Origin of the sequence: Ruegeria sp. Alg231-54 (assembly GCF_900143525.1) — a bacterium.
Taxonomy (GTDB): Bacteria; Pseudomonadota; Alphaproteobacteria; order Rhodobacterales; family Rhodobacteraceae; genus Ruegeria.
Map to the genome: position 1 here is coordinate 93,565 of NZ_FREZ01000013.1, position 20,826 is coordinate 114,390.

General features: G+C 55.8%; 12 protein-coding genes. 3 read left to right on the forward strand and 9 right to left on the reverse strand.

Going from position 1 to position 20,826, the window contains the following annotated elements:
- The first annotated feature begins 457 nt into the window (after positions 1 to 457).
- Positions 458 to 4,039, forward strand: a complete 3,582-nt coding sequence (locus DHN12_RS19580) for a flavoprotein (protein WP_108861688.1) — start codon at positions 458 to 460, stop codon at positions 4,037 to 4,039.
- Here DHN12_RS19580 and DHN12_RS19585 read toward each other — a convergent pair.
- From DHN12_RS19585 to DHN12_RS19620, 8 genes are all read right to left on the reverse strand, one after another.
- A complete protein-coding gene (locus tag DHN12_RS19585) occupies positions 4,036 to 5,199 on the reverse strand; it encodes a hypothetical protein (RefSeq protein WP_108861689.1) in 1,164 nt (387 codons plus the stop codon). The two genes, DHN12_RS19580 and DHN12_RS19585, sit on opposite strands and share 4 nt — an antisense overlap.
- A gap of 16 nt (positions 5,200 to 5,215) precedes the next feature.
- Positions 5,216 to 8,479, reverse strand: coding sequence for an adenylate/guanylate cyclase domain-containing protein (locus tag DHN12_RS19590; protein WP_108861690.1), 3,264 nt, complete (start codon positions 8,477 to 8,479; stop codon positions 5,216 to 5,218).
- 132 nt (positions 8,480 to 8,611) lie between these two features.
- Positions 8,612 to 10,321 (reverse strand): ABC transporter ATP-binding protein, encoded by a 1,710-nt coding sequence (locus DHN12_RS19595; RefSeq protein ID WP_108861691.1) that lies wholly within the window; start codon positions 10,319 to 10,321, stop codon positions 8,612 to 8,614.
- Positions 10,322 to 10,325: 4 nt separating this feature from the next.
- The gene (locus DHN12_RS19600; RefSeq protein WP_058273051.1) at positions 10,326 to 11,276 is read right to left on the reverse strand and encodes an ABC transporter permease; all 951 of its coding nucleotides are present in this window, start codon (positions 11,274 to 11,276) and stop codon (positions 10,326 to 10,328) included.
- Positions 11,273 to 12,250, reverse strand: coding sequence for an ABC transporter permease (locus DHN12_RS19605; protein WP_058273052.1), 978 nt, complete (start codon positions 12,248 to 12,250; stop codon positions 11,273 to 11,275). Before DHN12_RS19605 ends, DHN12_RS19600 begins: the two co-directional genes overlap by 4 nt.
- A 173-nt stretch (positions 12,251 to 12,423) precedes the next feature.
- Positions 12,424 to 13,989: an ABC transporter substrate-binding protein gene (locus DHN12_RS19610; protein WP_108861692.1), complete on the reverse strand. Its 1,566-nt coding sequence runs from the start codon at positions 13,987 to 13,989 to the stop codon at positions 12,424 to 12,426.
- Between the two features lie 126 nt (positions 13,990 to 14,115).
- Positions 14,116 to 15,696 (reverse strand): ABC transporter substrate-binding protein, encoded by a 1,581-nt coding sequence (locus tag DHN12_RS19615; RefSeq protein ID WP_234416705.1) that lies wholly within the window; start codon positions 15,694 to 15,696, stop codon positions 14,116 to 14,118.
- A gap of 169 nt (positions 15,697 to 15,865) precedes the next feature.
- Entirely contained in the window at positions 15,866 to 16,837 is a 972-nt protein-coding gene (locus DHN12_RS19620; protein WP_108861693.1) for an alpha/beta hydrolase, read from the reverse strand.
- 254 nt (positions 16,838 to 17,091) lie between these two features.
- Between DHN12_RS19620 and DHN12_RS19625 the strand changes: the two genes are divergently transcribed.
- Complete coding sequence (locus tag DHN12_RS19625) at positions 17,092 to 18,252, forward strand: nucleotide sugar dehydrogenase (protein WP_108861694.1); 1,161 nt, start codon at positions 17,092 to 17,094, stop codon at positions 18,250 to 18,252.
- A gap of 158 nt (positions 18,253 to 18,410) precedes the next feature.
- Here DHN12_RS19625 and DHN12_RS19630 read toward each other — a convergent pair whose 3' ends face one another.
- A complete protein-coding gene (locus DHN12_RS19630; protein ID WP_108861695.1) occupies positions 18,411 to 19,859 on the reverse strand; it encodes a mannose-1-phosphate guanylyltransferase/mannose-6-phosphate isomerase in 1,449 nt (482 codons plus the stop codon).
- 550 nt (positions 19,860 to 20,409) lie between these two features.
- On the opposite strand from DHN12_RS19630, the gene DHN12_RS19635 reads away from it, so the two are divergent.
- On the forward strand, positions 20,410 to 20,793 hold the full coding sequence (locus DHN12_RS19635; protein WP_108861696.1) for an Arm DNA-binding domain-containing protein: 384 nt from the start codon (positions 20,410 to 20,412) through the stop codon (positions 20,791 to 20,793).
- The last annotated feature ends 33 nt before the right edge of the window (positions 20,794 to 20,826 follow it).

Sequence of the window (20,826 nt, forward strand, 5' to 3'; positions counted from 1 at the left end):
TTTCGTTTTTAAAAGTATGAGGCCGCTTCTGTCCGAAACGCAGGGGCAATCTTGACGAAATCGCGGTCATGCTTGTCATATTGACAATAATTTTGTCAATTCGTCGCACCACCTGTGCGAGCTTCCGCACTCGGCGGCGCGATGAACGACATGATCACCCTATGGCTGCAACGCAATTGGCCCAATCAACAACGCCAGTGATTTTTATATTCAGATATTATACAGTGCGCTCAATTGGACCCTTTTGTTCGCGCATATCAATGTGTTCAATCGGTCCGCCCAGCGCGGGAAATTACGTCAGGCCGGTTTTTATTCTGTATGACCGATGGGTGCCTGACCCAAAAACAAGCTTCTGCGTTGGGTCTTTGACAATTTTCACGGCGAAGTTCAGGGGGGACAAGACGTGCCTAAAGATCCAATTGAAAGCTCTCAATCATTCAACCCATCCCAAGACCATTTGAAATTGATAGATGAGGTCCTGCCATCCAAGGATTCATCGGTCATTCATTCGAAATTCGAATTCTACGAAGTATCCGAAGAAACGGTCCTGCCCTCTGAGGGTATGTTTGTGGTCCTTGGCGGCATGGTTCAGCTCCGGCAGGACAAAGCGGTTCTGGCGACCGCAGACACCGGGGACTATTTTTACGAAGAACATCTCGAAATCGAGGACATTCCCGTCAGTCTTCAGGCGCTGGCCACTCCGGGCACCCGGTTGGCCTATCTGCCCAAACACCAATGGAAGGCAATCCCGAAAAAGATCAAAGATGCCTGTGAAGATACGCTGTTTGGTGATCTGGTCAGTGTGCATCTGAAGAACTATCAACAGCCGATCAATTGCTGCAGCGTGACTGCGGCAGCCCTTAGCATGTCGGCACTTGGATTCAGTTACGAAGTCAACGACATCTTTCGCGAATGCGGCTTGCCGACCTCGTTTGTCGTAAACGACGGAATATCGCTGGGCGAGCTTTTCGATGTCGCCTGCACATTCATCCATACCCAGGACCTGCGCGATGTCATTCAGGTGCAGGCCTATTTCATGGATGAGGCCACGACATCCGTGGATCTGTTGCTTGAGGCAATAGACGAATCCAATCGGCTGGGTGGAAAAAACGATATCCTTGTGGCGAACTTTCAAGTCGGTGTCGCACATGGCAAGGAAAACATGCCGGGCGGCCATTTTGCCATTATCGCAAAGTGCAACCCCAGCACCGGCCTCGTTCATATGATGGACGTTCACCCGGAAAAGTACGGCAAGCTTTGGGTGACGACCATCGATCGGCTGTGGGCCGGGATGACAGACCGCGACGGAACTTCTATGCGATCACGGGGGATGCTGCGATTTTCGGCGCGTGACGCTGTCAAAACATACCTGCAAACCCTGAAGCAGGACTGCAACTATGTTGACAGTACGGAATACCTGGCCAAGGACCCCAAGAAGCGACGCAACCTGTTCCGACGGGCCAGCCCGAACATGAACTCGATGGGCGTTCTTGCCGAAAGCCTGTCTATCCTAGGGGATGAACAGGTTGACGAGGATAAACTGCTGAGGGCAACGCAGACCGATCTGGCCGAAGCACTTAGCCGCGTGTCGACAGCCCGGCAAATGCACGCGATGGCACAACGGTACCTCAGCCAGGAACCGGACGTGCATCTGGGCAGCACTTTCCGCAGCTATGTTAATCGTTCGGACAAAAGCATCAAATCTCCGGAAGACTGGTTCCGCCACCAATTGCTAAGCCTGAACGATGACAAAGGTCGTCACCTGATGATCAATATCGATTTCAACAAGGTACTGGGGTCTGAGGTCATTCGCCCCCCGAAGAATGCGTTCCGCGAAACGGCCCTGTTGGAGGAGTTCTGGTGCCTGTGTATAGCATATAAAGAGGCCACCGATATGGTGACGGTTGTGGACATGAGCCCCGCGACCTCTCAAGTGTGGCAAGCGCCACGCGGGCATTTGTTCCGCGGCCTTCGGGACATAACGAAACCTGCGTTGCTGGTAATCGAAGAACGTGAAGCCCCCAAAGATCCGTCCGATGTGGACCATATCACCGAAAAAAACCCGCTTGTTCTGTTTTATGCGGATGAAGACCCCTGGTCCTACATGCTGCGCAGTATTCTGGCCAATATCGGCATCACCGACATTAAGCTGGTTGATGTCGAGGGGCACGGGGCAAATGTCATGAAAATGCGCCGGCAACTGATCGCAAGAACCGGCAAGGAAACGGTTCCATATCTGTTTTTCCAGAATGTGTTTCAGGGCACGCGCAAGGACATCGTAGACAGAATCCTTAATGGTCAATTTCAAAAGGACATCAAGAAGGCCGGATTGCCGGTTCTGCTGCGCAATGAATCTCCCAGCCTGGACAAGAACATCTTTGGCTATCCCAAGGGTGGGCTGACCGATGCCCCCAGCGAGAAACGCAACGTATTGCTGTGTGCCTGCGGATCTTCTGCCGCAGACAAGGTGCCGCAACTGGTGAAGAAAATTACCGCCGCTGGCCACAACGTGAAACTGATCCCTTCAGTGTCCGCTGAAAGGTTCTTTCGCGATATTGAGATTGAAGCGGATGTCGAGATTGAAAGGGGGTATGAGCCCGAGAAGGTCGAGGACTATATCTCTCACAACGACTATTACCGCGACGACGACGAATGGAACTTCCGCTACACCAAGTTTGGCATGCCGCTGCGCGCCTCGCATCTTGCGTTGTGTGATTGGGCCGATTGCGTGATCGTGGCGCCCGTGACCTGCAATACAATGGGCAAGATCGCTAATGGGATTGCCGACAACCTTCTGACCTCGGTCTTTGTTGCCTGGCAGTACCGGAACAAACCGGCGATCCTTTGCCCGGCGTGTAACACCAACATGTGGAACAATGTCACTACCCAAAGGAATGTCGAAAAGCTGCGCGATCTGGGTGTTGATCTGGTCGGTCCCCGCAAAGGGCGGCTGTCGAACGGCATGATGGGGATCGGTATGATGGCCACCCCGGACCAGATCATGGAAGTTCTGGACGAAGCGTTCGAGGAACTGGCCGATCAGGAACACAACATCTGCAAATGGGCGCAAGAGGCCGCAGCTTCGGATGAGTTCGCGCAATGGCACCGTGTTTTCGACGCGATTGAAAACGGGATGGCCGGGATCGACATCGTGGATGAGCACAATGGCGATACGCTGTTGCATTACGCAGCTGGCGGCGAAGGTGAGTTGCATGAAAACGGAAAAGGCTTGGGCAAACCTGACATTGAGGCCGCGCAAGAGCTGATACGGCGCGGCATCAACGTGAATGCGACCAACGACCATGGGTTTACCAGCTTGCACGTGGCGGTGATGAACAACTCGGTTGATATGGTCAAAACTCTGTTGGCCGCAGATGGCATTGACGCAAGTTCCTGCATCCACTTCCTACAAAGCCCCAAAAACGCCGAGGACGTCAATGAAGCCAAAATCTCGAATAAAGTGCTTGCCATGCTGGATGACTGGGCCAACAGCCACACGCTTGCGGAGATCGAGGAAGAGAGCGAAGACGATGTCGTAGATGACCGTGAACGTACCTATCTCTACTTCACCTATGGCTCGTTGAAGAAAGGCTTCCCAAACCACGAAGCTCACGCAGATGTGCTGGATGATTTCGTCGGCGAGGCCATAACCCGACAGCGAATGCCCCTGATCGTGCCGCATGAGCCGCATTGCGATAATCCGAACTGTGGTTACCTGCATCGGATGGCCACGCTGGTCGACCAGAAAGGCTGTGGCAAGCCAATACGTGGAGAGGTGTATCGGGTGACTTCGTCCGGTATGAAAGAGCTCGACAAGCTTGAAGGTTTTCACGGACCCGGATCACCCGAGAACGTCTACGTTCGTAAGAGGATCAATGTGCTGATCGAGGGCGTAATGAAACCAGCATATGCCTATGTGATCGCGCAGCCCACCAAGTATCTGGATCAGTTGGAGAAAGGCGCAGCCGGGGTTGTCGGGGAATACACGCTGGACATGGCCACAGGCACATTAAAACCCGGGTGGCAGCCGCCCGCCTAGTTTTGAACCTGTATCCCGACCTCATCCTTAGGGCTGTCCTTGAGGCTGAGGTTATAGGCCGTGATGATCACCATGCACGACAGGACAAAGGGCCAGAAACAGGCCTTGGGAATCAGGTTGTCTTTATAGTGGATGAACCACAGGGACGGCACGGCCTCGGCTGCAAAGAAGTAGGTGTTTACCGACACTGCCAGCAGCAGGAAATACATCAGGAAAAAGAACGATTCCATGTAGATCACGGGCGATCCGGCGAACCCTTCACGCAATTGTACATGCGCCAGCAGGATCACGAAAAACAGGACTGAGCAGGTGCCGATAACGCTGGACGTACTGAAATCGTGCCGCTCCACCAGATTGGGGCGTCGCGTGACTGTCATGACAGCCCCGAACAGCAGCATCGTCACAACAATCAGGGGGATCATGTGAACGATAAAGGCATTCGCAAAGTTCCGTTTGATGACGAAGTTATAATGCAGCTCAGGCAGGTTGGTCTGATATTCGTTCTTGCCGATGCCCAGGGTCGTATCCAGATCGGACAGGCGATAGTCGAAATAGGTGTTTTCACGCTCCCACGTTCCCATGACGATCCGGTTGTCGATGCCAAAGATATCGTTCGGCCCCGTGGCCGGATAGGCCGAAAAGTCCGGGATTAGAGCCACATTGACGTCAAACTCACTCGGCCAGAAACGGACCCAGACGGTTTTGTGGTCAAACGGATAACTGGTATAGTCAAAGGCCTGGCGCAAGGTTTGTTCAAAGTACCAGCCGATCAACTCGGACCCACCCTGATCTATCCTGTAGGCCTCTTCAATAAGGCCGCTCGCTGCCTCGGCAGCCTCCGGCAGGATGAACCCCACTTCGCCTTCGGCTGGCTTGATGGCGTCATGCACACCGTCCTCATAATGCTGCCAGATATAGCCGCTGACATGCACATCACTGGCACCGGTAAAACTGAAGGATTTGATAAATATGCCAGTTTTGACCTGGTAGCCTGGCAAATTGGGAAGGTCTTGCAGATAAGCGTCGACCGATGCCTGATCTGGCAGTTGCGTCGGGTCCTCGTCGAAATGGTTCAGTTCAATCCAGAGTTTGAACAGTACAAGGGCCAGACCTAGCGTAACAAAACCCGAGATCAGCCAGACTTTCTTTTCTATGCTCATTCAGCCCCTCACCTGATTAGTCCAGCGGCCCGACCAGCGATTGTTTGATGCCCAGGTTCTGAAACCGCGCCTTCAACTCATCGAACCCTTCATGTGCCGTCAAAGGAATGCCCCAACCCCCGCATTCAGCCAGTGTTCGAGCCTGCAAGATCGACAGATCGACCATCGGCAAGGGCTCATCCGCAGTGAAATCGGCCAAGGCATCTGCGTACCGCGTGGCTTCGTCCCACTGCTTGCGCGCCAGCATGACGGCAGCGGCGTCCGTATAGAAATGCAGGTGGCTATGGCCAACACAGCCTTCGGCAATGATCTTCTCGCCAAGCTTGAGGTTTTCATCCTGCGCTGTTGGGTCCTCTTCAGCCATGGCCAAAGCTGACAGCGCTTTTGGTCCGACAAAATTCCGACCGTGTTCCAGGGCAATGTCGACCGCGCGGCGACCGGTTTCGCGCGCCTGCTCCAGTTGCCCGGCATAGACCTGCGTGCGGGCAAGGTGTTCCAGCGCCTGCGCCTCAAGGCGTTTCGCGCCAACGCGGTTCGCGATCTCGGCAGACAGGGTAAAGACGTCCAGCGCCTGATCTATTTCCCCCAAAAAGGTGTGCGCGACACCCAAACAGGTCTGCGCCACGCATTCCGGAACAAAGGCGAAATACTTCTGTGACACCTCGATGGCTTCCTGCGCATCCAGCTTTCCTTGTGCCACATCGCCGGTATAGCTGCGCGCGACGCTCAGATTGTGCAGGTTTGCGGCCAAATCACGGACCAAACCCTTTTCCCGCGCCCGTTCGACTGCCTGCGTGTAGAACCCCGTTGCGGTCTGCATCGTGGCATTCATGAAATTGGCATCGCCAAATCCACTGAGCGCACCAACCTCAAGTCGCGCGGATTCAAGCTTTCTGGCCAGTGTTAGAGCCTTTTCGTTACTCTCAAGCGCCTTTGTCACCTGCCCCAGCGGGAAGTATACATTGCCGCGCACATAGTTGATCTGAGCAATGTCGCGGTCAGACCCGCAGCGTTCCGCAGCCGCCTCGGCAATGTCCAGACTTTCCAGTGCTTCCTGATACAGGCTGGCCTGCCGCGCTGCCTGCGCCAAGCCGATTTGCGCGCGGCAGATTTGTTCATCCGTCTCGGCCAGTTCTGCGGCCTCTTTGAATTCACGCAGGGCATCATTGGACAGGCCCTGCAACCGGTGCGTCTCACCCCGGGCGCAGAACAGATCAAAGCGAACCCCTGCGGGTGCTGGCAGTTCCAGCGCCCGTTCGATCAACGGGCTGGCATCGTCGAACTGAAAGACCTGTATCAGCTTGTCCGCGGCTTCCAGATAAGCCTGGGCCGCATGGGTTGCACCCGCGCGATCCAGATGCTGTGCCCGCAGGGTGGCGTCACGGTCCTCAAACCAACTCGCGGCCTGACGATGCAGGCGCGCGCGTTCGGATTTCACCAAAGTTGCATAGGACCCGTCGCGGATCAGCGCGTGGGCAAACATCAGATCGGCCTCAGCCTCGCGGATCAGGGCCGAGCGGATCAGGGTCGAGGTATCCAGATGCCCTTCGCTCAGTAGGAAATTCAAAACCTCGGGCGAAAATCTCTGCCCCAGTACGGATGCCGCCTGAATCGACGTCCGGCTGGTCCGGTCCAGCGAATCCAGACGGGACTGAACAATGCCCTGAATGCTGCCGGGAACAGATTCCTGTTTCAGCACATCGATATTGCGCAATAACTGCTCAAGAAACAGCGGATTTCCCCCGGCGCGTTTCACGCAGGCGTCTAACAATTCCGGATCGATCCCGGTGAACTCTTCGACCAGTTGCCGGGCCTGTTCGTCCCCCATGGGTGCCAGTTCCAGCTTGGATATCAGGGCACCATCCGTCGCAAGTTGCCATTCGCGGTCAATCGGATCGCCTTCCACGCGGCTGGTCATCAGCAACACGCAGGGCAGATTGCGCGTCATCGCCGCGATATGGGCACAAGCGGTCAGGATCTCCGGTGAAGCCCAGTGGATATCCTCGATATGGATCAACAAAGGCGTTTCCTGGCTGCGGGCCGAAATCAGGTCGTCGATGACCTGACGCCGCCCCCGCAGACGGGTTGCATTGTCCATCACCGCATAGACCTCGGCCAGACCGGGGTCTTGTTCCAGCTCCAGCAGCGCATTCAGATGCGCGGCATTCGCCGCTGTCACCCAACCCTTGCTAATTGCGTCCTTCGCGACAGATGCACAGGTTTCCGTATCATCCGTCGGCTCCAGCCCCAGAATACTGCGTGTCACGGATTGGATGGCTGAATGCCCCTCGCGCGCACCGAAATCCATAACCACGCCATTGTGGATGGAATAGGACAGGCTGTCGGCCAGCTCAGCCACCTGTTCGGACAGGTGGGTTTTGCCGATACCGGGCTCGCCCAGTACGATATGGACTTCACCCTTACCGTGCCGCTGGCATCGATCGAACGTTGCCGAAAACAGGGACAGCTCTCGTTCGCGGCCCACAAAGCGATGCCGGCGCGACCGGATGTTGCGCGCCATCCGGTCCAGCCGCCACAGCTCAACCGGATCACCAAGGCCTTTGATCGCCTTTTCGCCCATCGTCTCACCAACAAAAAGCGGCCCTAACGCACGCTGAATGTCATGCGAAACCAGAGTTTCCCCCGGCGCTGCCATGTCGGTGATGCGCGAGGCCAGGTTCACACCATCACCGGTCACGGTGTATTCCGTATGCGCCTGACTGCCTGTCGTACTGGCAATGACCTGCCCTGATGCAATCCCGATATGGCAGGTCAGCGGAGGATTCAGGCCGGGCAGAACCGTGTGAATTTCCAGCGCTGCCCGTGCGGCCCGTTCGGTATCATTCGTGTGCGAGATCGGCGCGCCGAACACGGCCATGACCGCATCGCCAATATGCTTGTCGATCCGGCCACCGTATTTTTCGACGACTTTGTCCACTCTGGTGAAAAACGCGTTGAGCAGCGCGTGCATGTCTTCGGCATCCAGTTCGCTGGTCAACCGGGTAAATCCGGTCAGATCGGCGAACATGACCGTCACCTGTCGCTTCGCAGGCTCCAGCGATTCCTCAGGCTGGAATGGCGGTGCGGTTTCGAACGTGTCAAGCTCGGCAATCGCGCGCAAAAGCCGCCGACGGTCGCCGACAGCAGTGACTCCGATTTCGATCAGGTCTTCACCCGTTAAATCGGGTAAAATTCCAAAATCAATTTTGTTATCCAAAAAGGCTTGCGCGTAGTCAGATAGTCCAAGTGCGCTTAGCCAGTCCCTAAGGTCCTGAGACATGTCGCCCCTCTGAAGCCCCCAACTCCAAAGACAGACGTAGCACAACAAACCCGGATGAGTCTGCAAAGTTTGAATATTTTAATGTATATGCACACCCAATTGCCCGCGTGACGGGCAATTGGGTCTTTGGAGTTAGGTCTCGGCCTCTAGCCCGTCCGTCGACAGATCGTCCAGTTTCGGCATCAACCGCAGCAACTCGCTTGCATATTCGGTCTGCGGGTTGGCGAAGAGTTCGCTGGTTTCTTGAAGTTCAACCACCTTGCCTTGCTTCATCACGGCCACTCGGTCGCACATTTGCCGCACCACCGGCAGGTCGTGGCTGATAAACAGCAGCGTCAGACCCAGATGCTCCTGCAAATCCTTCAGGATGTTCAGGATTTGCGCCTGAATGGACACATCCAAGGCGCTGGTCGGTTCGTCACAGATCAGGAACCGCGGCTGCGTCGCCAGCGCGCGGGCAATCGAGATACGCTGCCGTTGACCGCCTGAGAATTCGTGCGGGAATTTCAGCCCGGCCTCATGGCCCAGCCCGACCTGATCCAACAGTTCGTCTACGCGGCGCTTGATGTCGGACCCTTCCATCAGCTTGTGATGGCGGATCGGTTCGGCCACGATATCGTCTACCCGCATCCGGGGGTTCAGCGACGAATACGGGTCCTGGAAAATCATTTGGATGTTCTTGCGATACGCATCCAAAGCGGCCCTGTTGGTCAGATCACTGACCACCTGACCGTCAAAGGTGATCGTACCGCCATCAACCGGGTACAGTCCCGCGATCATCCGCGCGATGGTGGACTTGCCCGAACCGGATTCACCCACGACCCCGAATACCTCACCCGCACGAATGTCGAAGCTTACGTCGTCAACGGCGGTGAAATAAGTGCGGTCCCACGGCAGCAAGCCTTTGCGCTGCAGGAACTTCTTGGTCAGATTGCGAATCTCGAACATCGGTTTGCTGGTGTCATTGTCCACCTTGGGCCAATGCCGCGCCATATCGTCGATGGCAAAACGGGTCTCACGCCCGCCATAGCTGATCTGCGGGAAACGGTGCAGTTTCAGAGTCGGGCGCGGCACAGCGGCGATCAGCGACTTGGTGTATTCGTGCGCGGGCTGACCCATGACCTGAGACGTCGGGCCGGTTTCCACCACCTTGCCCGCATACATGACCGTCACCTTGTCCGTGGTATCCGCGATCACGCCCATGTCGTGAGTGATCAGGATAACGCCAACCTGCCGTTCCAGCGCCAGCTCTTTGATCAGGTCTAGGATCTGCGCCTGAACGGACACGTCCAACGCCGTCGTCGGTTCATCCGCGATAATCACGTCCGGCTCTGTACAAAGCGCTAATGCGATGACCACGCGCTGCCGCATCCCGCCCGAGAACTGGTGCGGATATTGGTCCAACCGCGTGTCCGGGTCAGGAATGCCCACCCGGTCGATCAGATCACGGGCACGCTGGTTCGCCTCGGCATCCGTTCCGCCCAGATGGGCCTGGATCGTCTCGGTCAGCTGTTCGCGCACGGTAAACAACGGGTTCAGCGAGGTCAGAGGATCCTGGAAGATCATCGAGATTTTCTTGCCACGCAGGCCGCGCATTGCGACAGCATCCAGACCGCTGATCTGGTCACCGCTCAGCTTGATGGTGCCACTGGCAATCCGGCCGGGCCGGTCCAGCAGACCCATGATGGCCGCTCCGATTGTGGATTTGCCCGCACCGGATTCGCCCACCAGACCGTGGATTTCGCCCGGTTCAACGGACAGGTCCACGTGGTCCACGGCGGTGAACAGTTGGCGGCGCGTCGGGAATTCGACCGTCAGGTCGTTGATCGTCAGAAGGCTCATGTAATCACCGCAGCTTGGGGTTCAGCGCGTCGCGCAGCCAGTCGCCCAGCAGGTTGACAGACAAGGCCAGCGCCAGAAGGGTGCAGGCCGGGAAGAACAGGATCCACCACTCACCCGAGAACAGGAAGCCCTGTCCGATACGGATCAGTGTTCCCAGCGACGGTTGGGTCGGTGGCGCACCGACACCCAGAAAGCTGAGCGTTGCCTCGGCGATAATCGCAAGCGCCAGCGAGATCGTGGCGATCACCAGAACCGGGCTGAGGACATTGGGCAGTATATGGCGGAACATGATCGGAATTGGCCCGCGCCCGATCAGACGGGCGGCCTGTACGTATTCCTTGTTCTTTTCCACCAGCGCAGCGCCGCGTACGACCCGCGCAAATTGCACCCAATCAGACAGGGCAATTGCGATGATCAGAACATAAATCGCCATTTCGTTGCGGTATTCGGGAGGCGTGACGCCCTTGGCGATACCAAAGATGAGCATCGCAACCAGAATGGCCGGGAAGGTCAGCTGCACATCGGCAATCCGCATGATGAGCGTCTCGACCCAACCGCCAAAATACGCTGCAACCAGCCCAAGGATGACACCTATGATCAGCGCCAGCATCACAGCTGACACGCCGACAAACAATGAGATGCGCATGCCATATAGAATGGTCGAGAATACGTCGCGTCCCTGATCGTCGGTCCCCAAAAAGAAGGTTTCCTGCGTAAAGGCATTGGGCGTGCCCGGCGGCGTAAAGCCGTTCATCAGGTTCAGCGATGCCGGATCAAACGGATTATAAGGTGCGATGACCGGGGCAAAAACGGCGGCCAGCAAAAGGATCAGCACCACCAGTGAGGCGATCAAGGCAACCGGAGAATGCCGGAAGGACCACGCAAAATCGCTGTCCCAGAACTTGGCAAATCGCGATTTGGTGGGGGCGGTCGGGGTTTCGATGGTATCGGTCATGTGGCCCTCGCGTCGACACGCAGGCGCGGGTCAATGGCATAATAAAGAAGATCGACGATCAGGTTGATCGAAACGAACATGACCGAAATCAACATCAGATAAGCGGCCATGACAGGGATATCGACAAACTGGATCGCGTTGATGAACAGCAGGCCAACGCCAGGCCACTGGAACACCGTCTCGGTGATGATGGCGAACGCGATGATCGAGCCCAGCTGCAGACCGGTGATCGTGATCACGGGAACCATAGTGTTCTTTAGCGCGTGGCGGAAGTTGATCACCCGGTCCGACAAACCGCGAGCGCGTGCAAACCGGACATAATCGGCGCGCAACACCTCAAGCATTTCCGACCGGACCAGGCGCATGATCAGCGTCATCTGATACAGACCCAGCGTAATCGCGGGCAGGATCAGCGCCTTGAGGCCAGAAGTCGTCAAGAAGCCGGTGGACCAGTTGCCAATCATAACGGTCTCGCCCCTCCCGAAGCTGGGTAAGAGGTCTAATTCAACCGAGAAAATGTAGATCAATAAGATCCCGATCAGGAAAGTCGGTAGGGACACCCCGATCAGGGAAACGGTCATGATGACATTCGCAGCAATCCCTTGTCGTCGAATGGCTGTGAACACGCCCAGCGCAATCCCCATGGTGATTGCCAGAAAGCCGGAAACAAAAGCCAGTTCCAGTGTGGCCGGCGCGCGCTCGGCTATGATGGTCGAGACAGGACGTCCCTGACGATAAGACACACCGAAATTGCCTTGAACGGCATTTTTCAGAAACTTGTAGTACTGAACCGGAAACGGCTGATCCAGCCCCAGTTCAGCCCGCAGCCGGTCGATATCGGCTTGTGTACGTTCCTGACCCAGCATGTTGTCGATCGGATCGCCGACAAACCGGAACATAGAAAATGCGACCAGACCCACGACCAGCAGTACGATCACGGATTGGAGCATCCTTCGGACGATATATGCGAACATTCACTTTCCCCATTGATCCGCTTCTCTATGCACGGGTCGGCTAAATGGTCAAGGTATCGCTAACGGGATGGTATCAGAGCGATCCTTATTTCCTGCGTCATCGGCTTTGAGCAGGGTACGATGCGGATTGGCGGTGCCGAACCGGCTCTCGCCAATCCAATGCTAAAACGTCTTCAGTTTACGGTCACCCAGCGCAGCAAAAAGAAGTTGTCGGGGCGCTGTGTCAGCTCGACATTGCTGCGCGTGCCCCAGACCAGTGGCTGCACATACATGGGCACATAGACCTGTTCGTCCTGAATGATCTTAGCCACTTCGTCCAGCATGGCCTGACGCTTAGTCTCATCCAGCTCAGATTGGATGGCAGGCAGCAGTTCATCCACGCGCGCGTTCGAGAAGCCGCCGAAATTCCAGCTGCCCAGCTTTTTCTCTTCGTTTGGCGTCGCGACTAGGAACCGGACTGGGTGTTCCGCGTCAAACGTTCCGGGGCTCCAACCCAGCAGATACATGTCATAGTTATCCTCGCGCAGCTCGGGCCAGTAGTTGCGCACGGGCATCGCTTCCAGCTCGGCCGTGATCCCGATCTTGGCCAGCATGCTGACTACGGCTTGACACACCGCTTCGTCGTTCAGATAGCGGTCATTGGGGCATTTCAGTCCAAATGAGAATCCATCCGCGTATCCTGCCTCGGCCAGCAGAGCCTTGGCACCCTCAACGTCAAATGCGGGACGTTCGGCATGGGCCGCAGAATAGCCGCTCATGGCTGGGCTCACCAATTGCGAGGCCGCTTCGGCATTGCCGCGCATGATGGTGGCCAGAATGGCATCGACATTCACGGCCTGTGCCACCGCCTTGCGCACGCGTGGATCGCGGAACGGGTTGGGCTTGCCTTCATCGTCTGTGTATTTCAGCGTCTCGGCTTCATGATCAAAGCCCAGCATGATTACGCGGGCCTCGATCCCCTTGATGACTTCGACATCACTGTCTTCTTGCAGGCGCGCGACGTCCTGGATTGGCACCGGGTTGATCATATCCACATCACCCGACAACAGCGCGGCAACGGCGGTTGCGGGGTTCTGGATCGGGTTAAATTCGGCGCGGGTGATGTTGTGTTCAACGTCCCCCCACCAACCTTCGTGGGGTTCCAGTACGGTTTTCAGGCCAGGTTCACGCTCGGTGACCTTGAAGGCCCCTGTGCCATTGGCGTTGATCGTCGCATAATTTCCGGCCTCTTTGTCCGGAACGGCGGCATCATTGGCTTCGGTCCAGCCCTGATCCATTATCATCCAGTTGGCAATCGAGGATGGAAACAACGGGTTCGGCGCGGTCGTCATGAAGTCTACGGTATAGTCGTCAACGACGATGACTTCACTGATGGGCGCAAACCAGCTGCGCGTATCCGCGGCCTCGCCCGAGGCGCGTTGATAGCTGAACAAAACGTCCTGCGCGTCAAAGGTACTGCCGTCGTGAAAGGTCACGCCCTCGCGCAGCTTGAAGCGCCAGCCGTCGCCTTCGCCAATCGGTTCCCAGCTGACGGCCAGGGCAGGCTGAACGCTCATGTCCTTGTCGCGCCGAACCAGCCCTTCGTAGACGTTATTGAGAAATCCCAGAACCGGGGCCGAGTTGACCGCGTGCGGGTCCATGGTTTGCGGGTCGGTGGTCGAGGCCCATTTGAAATCTGCAGCCTGAACACTGGTGGCAGCCAGCATCGCAATGCCAATGGCGCTGTTCCTGAGGGTCATTGTTATGTCTCCCTGTTTCTGTGGTCGAGTTTTCTTGGTTTTTGCCGCATGCGCAAGGAAATCCCAGATCGCAACAAAAAACAGGGCGCGAAAATCGCGCCCTGTCTGATCGTCAAAGGTTTTGACTTATTTGATAGTGAAGTATTTGACCTTGGGCTGGTCTTCGGCATCCACTTCGATGCCGACACCGTCAGCCATACCCCAGTTCAGAACCTGGTGATGAATGGGGATGTAAAGCGCCTCATCCTGCACCACACGCCAGATATCGGCGATATCGGCGTTCCGGGCATCAAGGTCGGTGTTCGAGGCGAGCGACTTGATCTTTGTGTCCAGCGCGTCGTCCTGATAGCCGGTTCCGTTCCATGTGCCGATGTCGTCTTCGCGACCGTGGACAAGGAAGTTGAAGATGTATTCCGAGTCATATGTCGGAACACCCCAACCCAGCATGTAGAAATCTGTCTTGCCATCGGTGATCAGCGGGAAGTGCTGCGCCTTGGGCTTTGCGTCCAGATTCACGGTCACGCCGATCTGGCCCAGCATCCCAACGGCCGCCTGACAGATCCCTTCATCGTTGATGTATCGATCATTCGGGCAGTCCAACCGGAGCGAGAAGCCATCGGCATAACCTGCCTCTGCCATCAGTTCCTTGGCTTTTTCCAGATTAGTGGCGGATTCGCCGTCCATCGCTTCGGTCCAGCCGTTCACGAAAGGCGGTGCGATCATGCCCGCAGGCTGCGATTGGCCGCGCATCACGACCTGCTTGATCGCATCACGGTTGATCGCCATCGACATCGCCTGACGCACCCGCACATCGGCCAGAGGGTTCTTGCCGTCTACGTTGTCTGCTTCGAGATCGTCCGCACCCTGGTTCATACCAAAGAAGATCACACGGTTCTGCGGGGCTTGCTTGACCATCAGGCCATCGGCGCCATTGACGCGGTCAATGTCTTGCACCGGCATATCCTGCAGGAAGTTCACCTCACCCGACAGCATCGCCGCAACGCGGGTCGCAGCGTTCTGGATGGGGGTATAGACAATCTCGGTCACTTCCATGGGGAACTGGTCGATGCCCCAATAGTTGTCGTTGCGCACCATAACTGTCTTGACGTCGGGCTCGCGGCTTTGAAGAACATAAGGTCCCGTACCGTTGGCATTGGTGGTGGCATAGGTGATCTCGCCGCCTTCGAAGTCCTGCACATTGACCGTGTTATTCGCCTCGGCCCAGCCCTTGTCCAGAAGGAACAGGTTGGTCAGGTTCGACGGCAGGATCGGGTTCGGACCGTCTGTGACGATCTCGACGGTGTAGTCGTCAACCGCGCGCACTTCGGTGATCGAGCCGATCAGCTCTTTCATGTCCGAATTAGGCTGCTTGGCCCGCTCAAAGCTGAACACCACGTCTTCGGCGTTGAAATCCGCGCCATCATGGAATTTCACGCCTTCGCGCAGTTTGAAGACCCAAACATTCGGGTCATCCGCCTTGGGCCCCCACTCGGTCGCCAGCGCAGGTTCAAACGCGCCTGTTACGTCGCGAATGATCAGCGGCTCGTACATCTGGTGCCGTATTGTGTGTGACGGGCCTTCGTTTTGCGAGTGCGGATCCAGCGTCAGCGCGTCACCAGCACGTGCCCATCGCAGCGTTTCCGCCGATGCGGCACCCGCCATCAATGCGGTCGCACTGGCAGCGATCATCAAGTTCTTCAGGATCATTATAATCTCCCCGTTTTTTCGTTAGTACCGTTCCGTGGAACGGCAGACCGGTTTTGTCGGTCTTGGTAGTGCTGATCATCCAGATCATTCTGAAGGTTGCAACACCAGATTGTGAACTATTTGGATTTCCGATCAAATTTGAAAAGCCGACATATCGCGAACACCCGATTCAGCGCAGAATGACCGAGCGCTGATGCGGATCATCCGGGAAAACGCGCCCGGATTGGACGCATTGAAAAATATGCCGGAACACCAGGCCTGCCTCGCCGCCCGGCGAAACCGGACCAAAATACTTGTGGCCGGTGGGGGTGTCATAGGCCGTATTGATATCGTCACAGTCGACCTGAAATATGTTATGCGGCGTTCGATCGATATTCTCTGGCCCCGTATGACCCAAACGGCGAGACGCCACTTTGTTCTTGAGGTTTGCTGCCTTGCTGGCCCGCAGCGCGAGATCGTCGGATGCGAAATAAACAACCACATTCCGCGACGCATGGCTGACCAGCACACCGGGCTCATGTTCATGCACGGTTTCATTGACGACATCTGCGGCAACCATGAACGTGTTGCGAAACAACAGCGGCACGCCCGACGCCAGATCATACCGATCCCATTCCATCAACGTCTGGCGCAAAACCCGATTGCCCATCGAATGCGCCAGCAGGTTGATCCGTTTCAGGCAGGGGGCAGATTCGGGCTCGTTATCCTCACTGTTGCGCCATTCCAGGAAACGCTCCAGCACCCGCGCAAAGGAAAAGCCGCTTTGGTCCGCGGATTTCTGGTCATCCCAGTATTTCTGAACGATCCCCTGCTTGGCGTCGCTGGGCCAGATCAGAGGCAACACCATCACTTCACCGGGTTTGGCCTGATCGCACAGACGCTGAAGCTCGGCCGTTGTTTGAAACACATCGTCGGGCAGGTTGTTGAACCCGTGCAAGTATAACAGGATCTGACGGCAATCGCTGTCGCGCACCCGCCGCAAGAGCTCTTTGCTGGTAATTTCGGTGTGGTGTTCATCCTCGCCTTTTTCACAGTAAAACACCGAATTTGAAGGTGCGTTATTGTCCAGATCAAAGGTAAAACGGCGTCCTTTGCGGGTGCGAATACTCTGGGTCGGAAATCTGTTGGTAATAAAAAGCATAAAACCCCTCCTATTCAGAATAGGAACAGACTAACAAGCCGCCCGCGGGGGTGACAAGAAAACCTGGAACTCCGGCAATTGCCGCCGGTAAGAATCGTTGGCTGATATGTCCTATGCCCGATGCCCAGAGTTCTTGCGGGTGTTTTGTTTTTCTCGACCGCAATGCTTTGTGCGAAGCACACATGCGCATTTACAATCGGCAAGCAATACAGCAGGTGAAGTAGTCACCGGCTTGCGAATATGAGGGCAAAGGTATGAAGATTGCAGTTGTAGGTCTTGGATATGTGGGATTGTCCAACGCGGTGCTAATGGCACAAAACCACGATGTCACGGCAATCGACATTTCTGAAGAGCGGGTCCAAATGGTCAATTCCGGCCAATGCCCCATCGTCGATGCTGAGCTTGAAGACTTTCTTGCCAACCGAACGCTGTCGCTCAGGGCAACTACGGAACCGGCCTTCGAAGATGCCGAATTCGTCGTTGTTGCAACCCCGACAAATTATGATGCCAAATCCAACTACTTCGATACATCCAGTGTCGAATCTGTCGCCCGGCAGGTGAATGCGATTAACCCCAAGGCCACCGTCATCATCAAATCGACGATTCCAGTGGGGTTTATTCAATCGCTGCGCTCCGATCTGGGCAGCGACAACTTCATCTTCTCGCCGGAGTTCCTGCGTGAAGGGCGCGCGCTTTATGACAACCTGCACCCGTCCCGCGTAATCGTTGGCGAACGTTCGGACCGGGCGAGGGTATTTGCCGAGCTTTTGCTTGAGGGTGCCCTGACCAAAGACGTGAACGTCCTGTTCACCGATCCGGATGAAGCCGAAGCGATCAAGCTGTTTTCCAACACCTACCTCGCCATGCGAGTGGCCTTTTTCAACGAACTGGACAGCTATGCCATGGCTGGCGGTATGAACACACGCCAGATCATCGAGGGGGTCTCGCTGGATCCCCGAATTGGCGATCACTACAACAATCCGTCCTTCGGGTATGGGGGGTATTGCCTGCCAAAAGATACCAAACAGCTTTTGGCCAATTACAGCCATGTTCCGCAAAACCTTATTCGTGCCATCGTGGACGCGAACCGGACGCGCAAGGACTTTTTGTCCGATCGAATCCTGATGAAAGGCCCACGCGTCGTTGGGATCCACCGGCTGGTCATGAAAGTCGGCAGCGACAATTTTCGTCAGTCTTCCATTCAAGGCATCATGAAGCGGCTGAAAGCCAAAGGCGTCGAGGTCATTGTTTATGAACCAACGTTGGAGGAAGATGAGTTTTTCCGCTCTCGTGTCGTGCAGGATCTCGAAACCTTTAAATCCGAAGCCGACTTGATCGTTGCCAACCGGCATAGCCCGGAACTTGAAGATGTCGCGGACAAGGTGTTCACCCGAGACTTGTTTGGCGCGGACTAAACGGTTTTCACTTGTTCTGCACTTCTGGGCAATGACCTTATTGATCGGTTTGACAGGATCAAAAACCGACGATCAGCTTTGCTTGGTAAGTTAGGTTTGCAAGGCTGCAATCCCTGCCGCGTTTTCAAACCAATGTCACACAGAACCCGGTGCACAGTTCAGCCCTTGGCCCCCTGCCCGCGCGCGTATTTATCTTCGTAACGCACGATATCATCCTCGCCCAAATACGTGCCGGTTTGCACCTCGATCAGGACCATCGGGACCGTTCCCGGGTTTTCCATCCGGTGCATTGCCCCAAGAGGGATATAGACAGATTGGTTCTCGGTCACCAATTGCTCACGATCATCGATTGTCACGCGGGCCGTCCCCTCGACAACAATCCAATGTTCGGAACGATGGAAATGGCTTTGCAGGCTCAACGATGCACCAGGGTGCACATAGATACGCTTGACCTGAAATCGCTCTCCGACCACCAGGCTTTCGAACCATCCCCACGGGCGGTGATCCTTAGGGAACGCCGTCGCCTGTGGCGCGCCTTTTTCCTTTAGCGCGCTAACCGCTTTTTTGACATCTTGCGCCCGCGATGCATCGGCAACCAGAACCGCATCGTTCATCGCCACAGCGATGATGTTATCCAGCCCGATACCCACGATTTCCAGCTGTTCGCTGTCCGACCGCAAAAGGGTGTTCTGGCAATCAATCGCCGTTGCCCCCCCACTGGTCACCACACCTTGCGCGTCCGGGCCGCTTTCGCGCCATACGGCGTCCCAGCCGCCCAAGTCCGACCATGCGGCGCCGAAGGGCACAACCGACAAGTTCGTTGCCTTTTCCATCACGGCATAATCGATCGAAATGTCTTCGGCCTGCGCCCAGCTTTCAGGGTCGAGACGCAGGAACCCCAGATCCTGCTTGGCTTTTTCTACCGCTGCCTTGACCGGCTCGATCATATCGGGGGCGTGCGCCTGGAAGGCCGCAATGATGTCCGACGCCCGGAACAGGAAAATCCCTGCGTTCCATTTGTAATTCCCGGCCTCCAGCATTTCGGTCGCACGGGCGAGGTCTGGCTTTTCGACAAATTTCTTCAACGGAACAGGCGCATCGTCACCGCCCGAACCAGCGGCCAGTTCAAGGTATCCGTACGCTGTTTCCGCATGTGTCGGGGTTATGCCAAACGTCACCAGTTTGCCCTGCGCAACCGCCTCCAAACCCCGTGCAACGGCGGCCTGAAATTCAGCTGCATCCGGAACCACGTGATCGGAAGGGGCAACCAGCAATACAGCAGCCTCGTTCTTGGCATAAGCATGCACCGCCGCCGCAAGAACCGCTGGCGCTGTGTTGCGGCCCTCAGGCTCAATCATGATCGTGCCGGGGTCAATTCCGATAGCCTGCAGTTGTTCCGCGACGATGAACCGAAAGTCCGAGTTGGTCAGAACCACCGGCGGTTCAAAATCCAATTCCGCGTTTGCCCCTGACAACCGGCGGGCAGATGCCTGAAACAGGGTCTCTTCTCCGACCAATGGAACGAATTGCTTCGGGTAGCTCTTTCGAGACAAGGGCCAGAGGCGCGTACCGGAGCCCCCGCAAAGAAGGACAGGACAGATCAACATAAAATGCTCAATAATTTGACGCGGTTCCTAATTTTCCTATTGAAACCGTCATGACCTGACAAGGCTTGGCTTGGTTTGGCCGAAAAAAAGGATGTCCTGTGCCGCGAGCGTGGGTGAGTGTTCGAAACTGCGCCATAAAAAATTTCGCCATTTTGGACCCTATTTGGGGGCAAAGGACGCTAAGGGTGGACACTGATGAATGTAGGGTGACCGGCATCTAGGCAGACCGAATGCAGTACGCCGGTGGGTTTGCTTCCACAGTGTTTCCAATGATGAGAGCACAAATAGAAACACCGCCGTAATGCAGTGCGTAAGCATTTGATTAATAATATTAAAATTCGCTTCCGGCGTGGGACTTGAACCTACGACCTTCAGGTTGTGAGCCTCGTGGACTCTTTATAGATGTAGTTGCTGAAGGTATTTCTTTGCTGTCTTTCAATATGTTACCTCATAATTTTCTTACCTAGTAAACTCGCTACATTTTCCAAAATTGCTCTACAATGTAGCACCGCCGACTTTCGGTAGCACCAAGATAACTCGGGGATACTCCGTGACCAGACACCGCTTGAACTTCATCAAAGCCGCCCTTCTGAAAGCTCGATCTGCCAATAAGGGATCGCGGGACTCATATTACGACAAACGCGAAGCAGGTCACATACTGGCTGTAACGGGCGCAGGATCGAAAAGCTTTTATCTCTGCAAACGGATCGAAGCGAGACCCGAACGGCTGTCGCTGGGCAAATTTCCCGACATGACCGTGGAACAAGTCCGGAAGGCGGCAGCAAATGCCAAAGGCGGCATCGCAGTTGGGGCGAACCCCCAAAAGGAAAAGAGGGCCATTCGGGATGAAATGACCTTTGCCGCGCTTTTTGGTTTCTTTACTGGGGAAAGATTCGGCGTCACTGACGATACTGTTGTTTGCTGTATGGCGTAGCACCGCCGTAGCACCATGCATTCATGACCCAAA

Bases quoted from the DNA above. Each gene is read 5' to 3' on its own strand.
- DHN12_RS19605 (WP_058273052.1), bottom strand. From the start codon at position 12,250: ATGTTCGCATATATCGTCCGAAGGATGCTCCAATCCGTGATCGTACTG.
- DHN12_RS19585 (WP_108861689.1), bottom strand. From the start codon at position 5,199: ATGAGCATAGAAAAGAAAGTCTGGCTGATCTCGGGTTTTGTTACGCTA.
- DHN12_RS19600 (WP_058273051.1), bottom strand. From the start codon at position 11,276: ATGACCGATACCATCGAAACCCCGACCGCCCCCACCAAATCGCGATTT.
- DHN12_RS19590 (WP_108861690.1), bottom strand. From the start codon at position 8,479: ATGTCTCAGGACCTTAGGGACTGGCTAAGCGCACTTGGACTATCTGAC.
- DHN12_RS19595 (WP_108861691.1), bottom strand. From the start codon at position 10,321: ATGAGCCTTCTGACGATCAACGACCTGACGGTCGAATTCCCGACGCGC.
- DHN12_RS19630 (WP_108861695.1), bottom strand. From the start codon at position 19,859: ATGTTGATCTGTCCTGTCCTTCTTTGCGGGGGCTCCGGTACGCGCCTC.
- DHN12_RS19625 (WP_108861694.1), top strand. From the start codon at position 17,092: ATGAAGATTGCAGTTGTAGGTCTTGGATATGTGGGATTGTCCAACGCG.
- DHN12_RS19610 (WP_108861692.1), bottom strand. From the start codon at position 13,989: ATGACCCTCAGGAACAGCGCCATTGGCATTGCGATGCTGGCTGCCACC.
- DHN12_RS19620 (WP_108861693.1), bottom strand. From the start codon at position 16,837: ATGCTTTTTATTACCAACAGATTTCCGACCCAGAGTATTCGCACCCGC.
- DHN12_RS19615 (WP_234416705.1), bottom strand. From the start codon at position 15,696: ATGATCCTGAAGAACTTGATGATCGCTGCCAGTGCGACCGCATTGATG.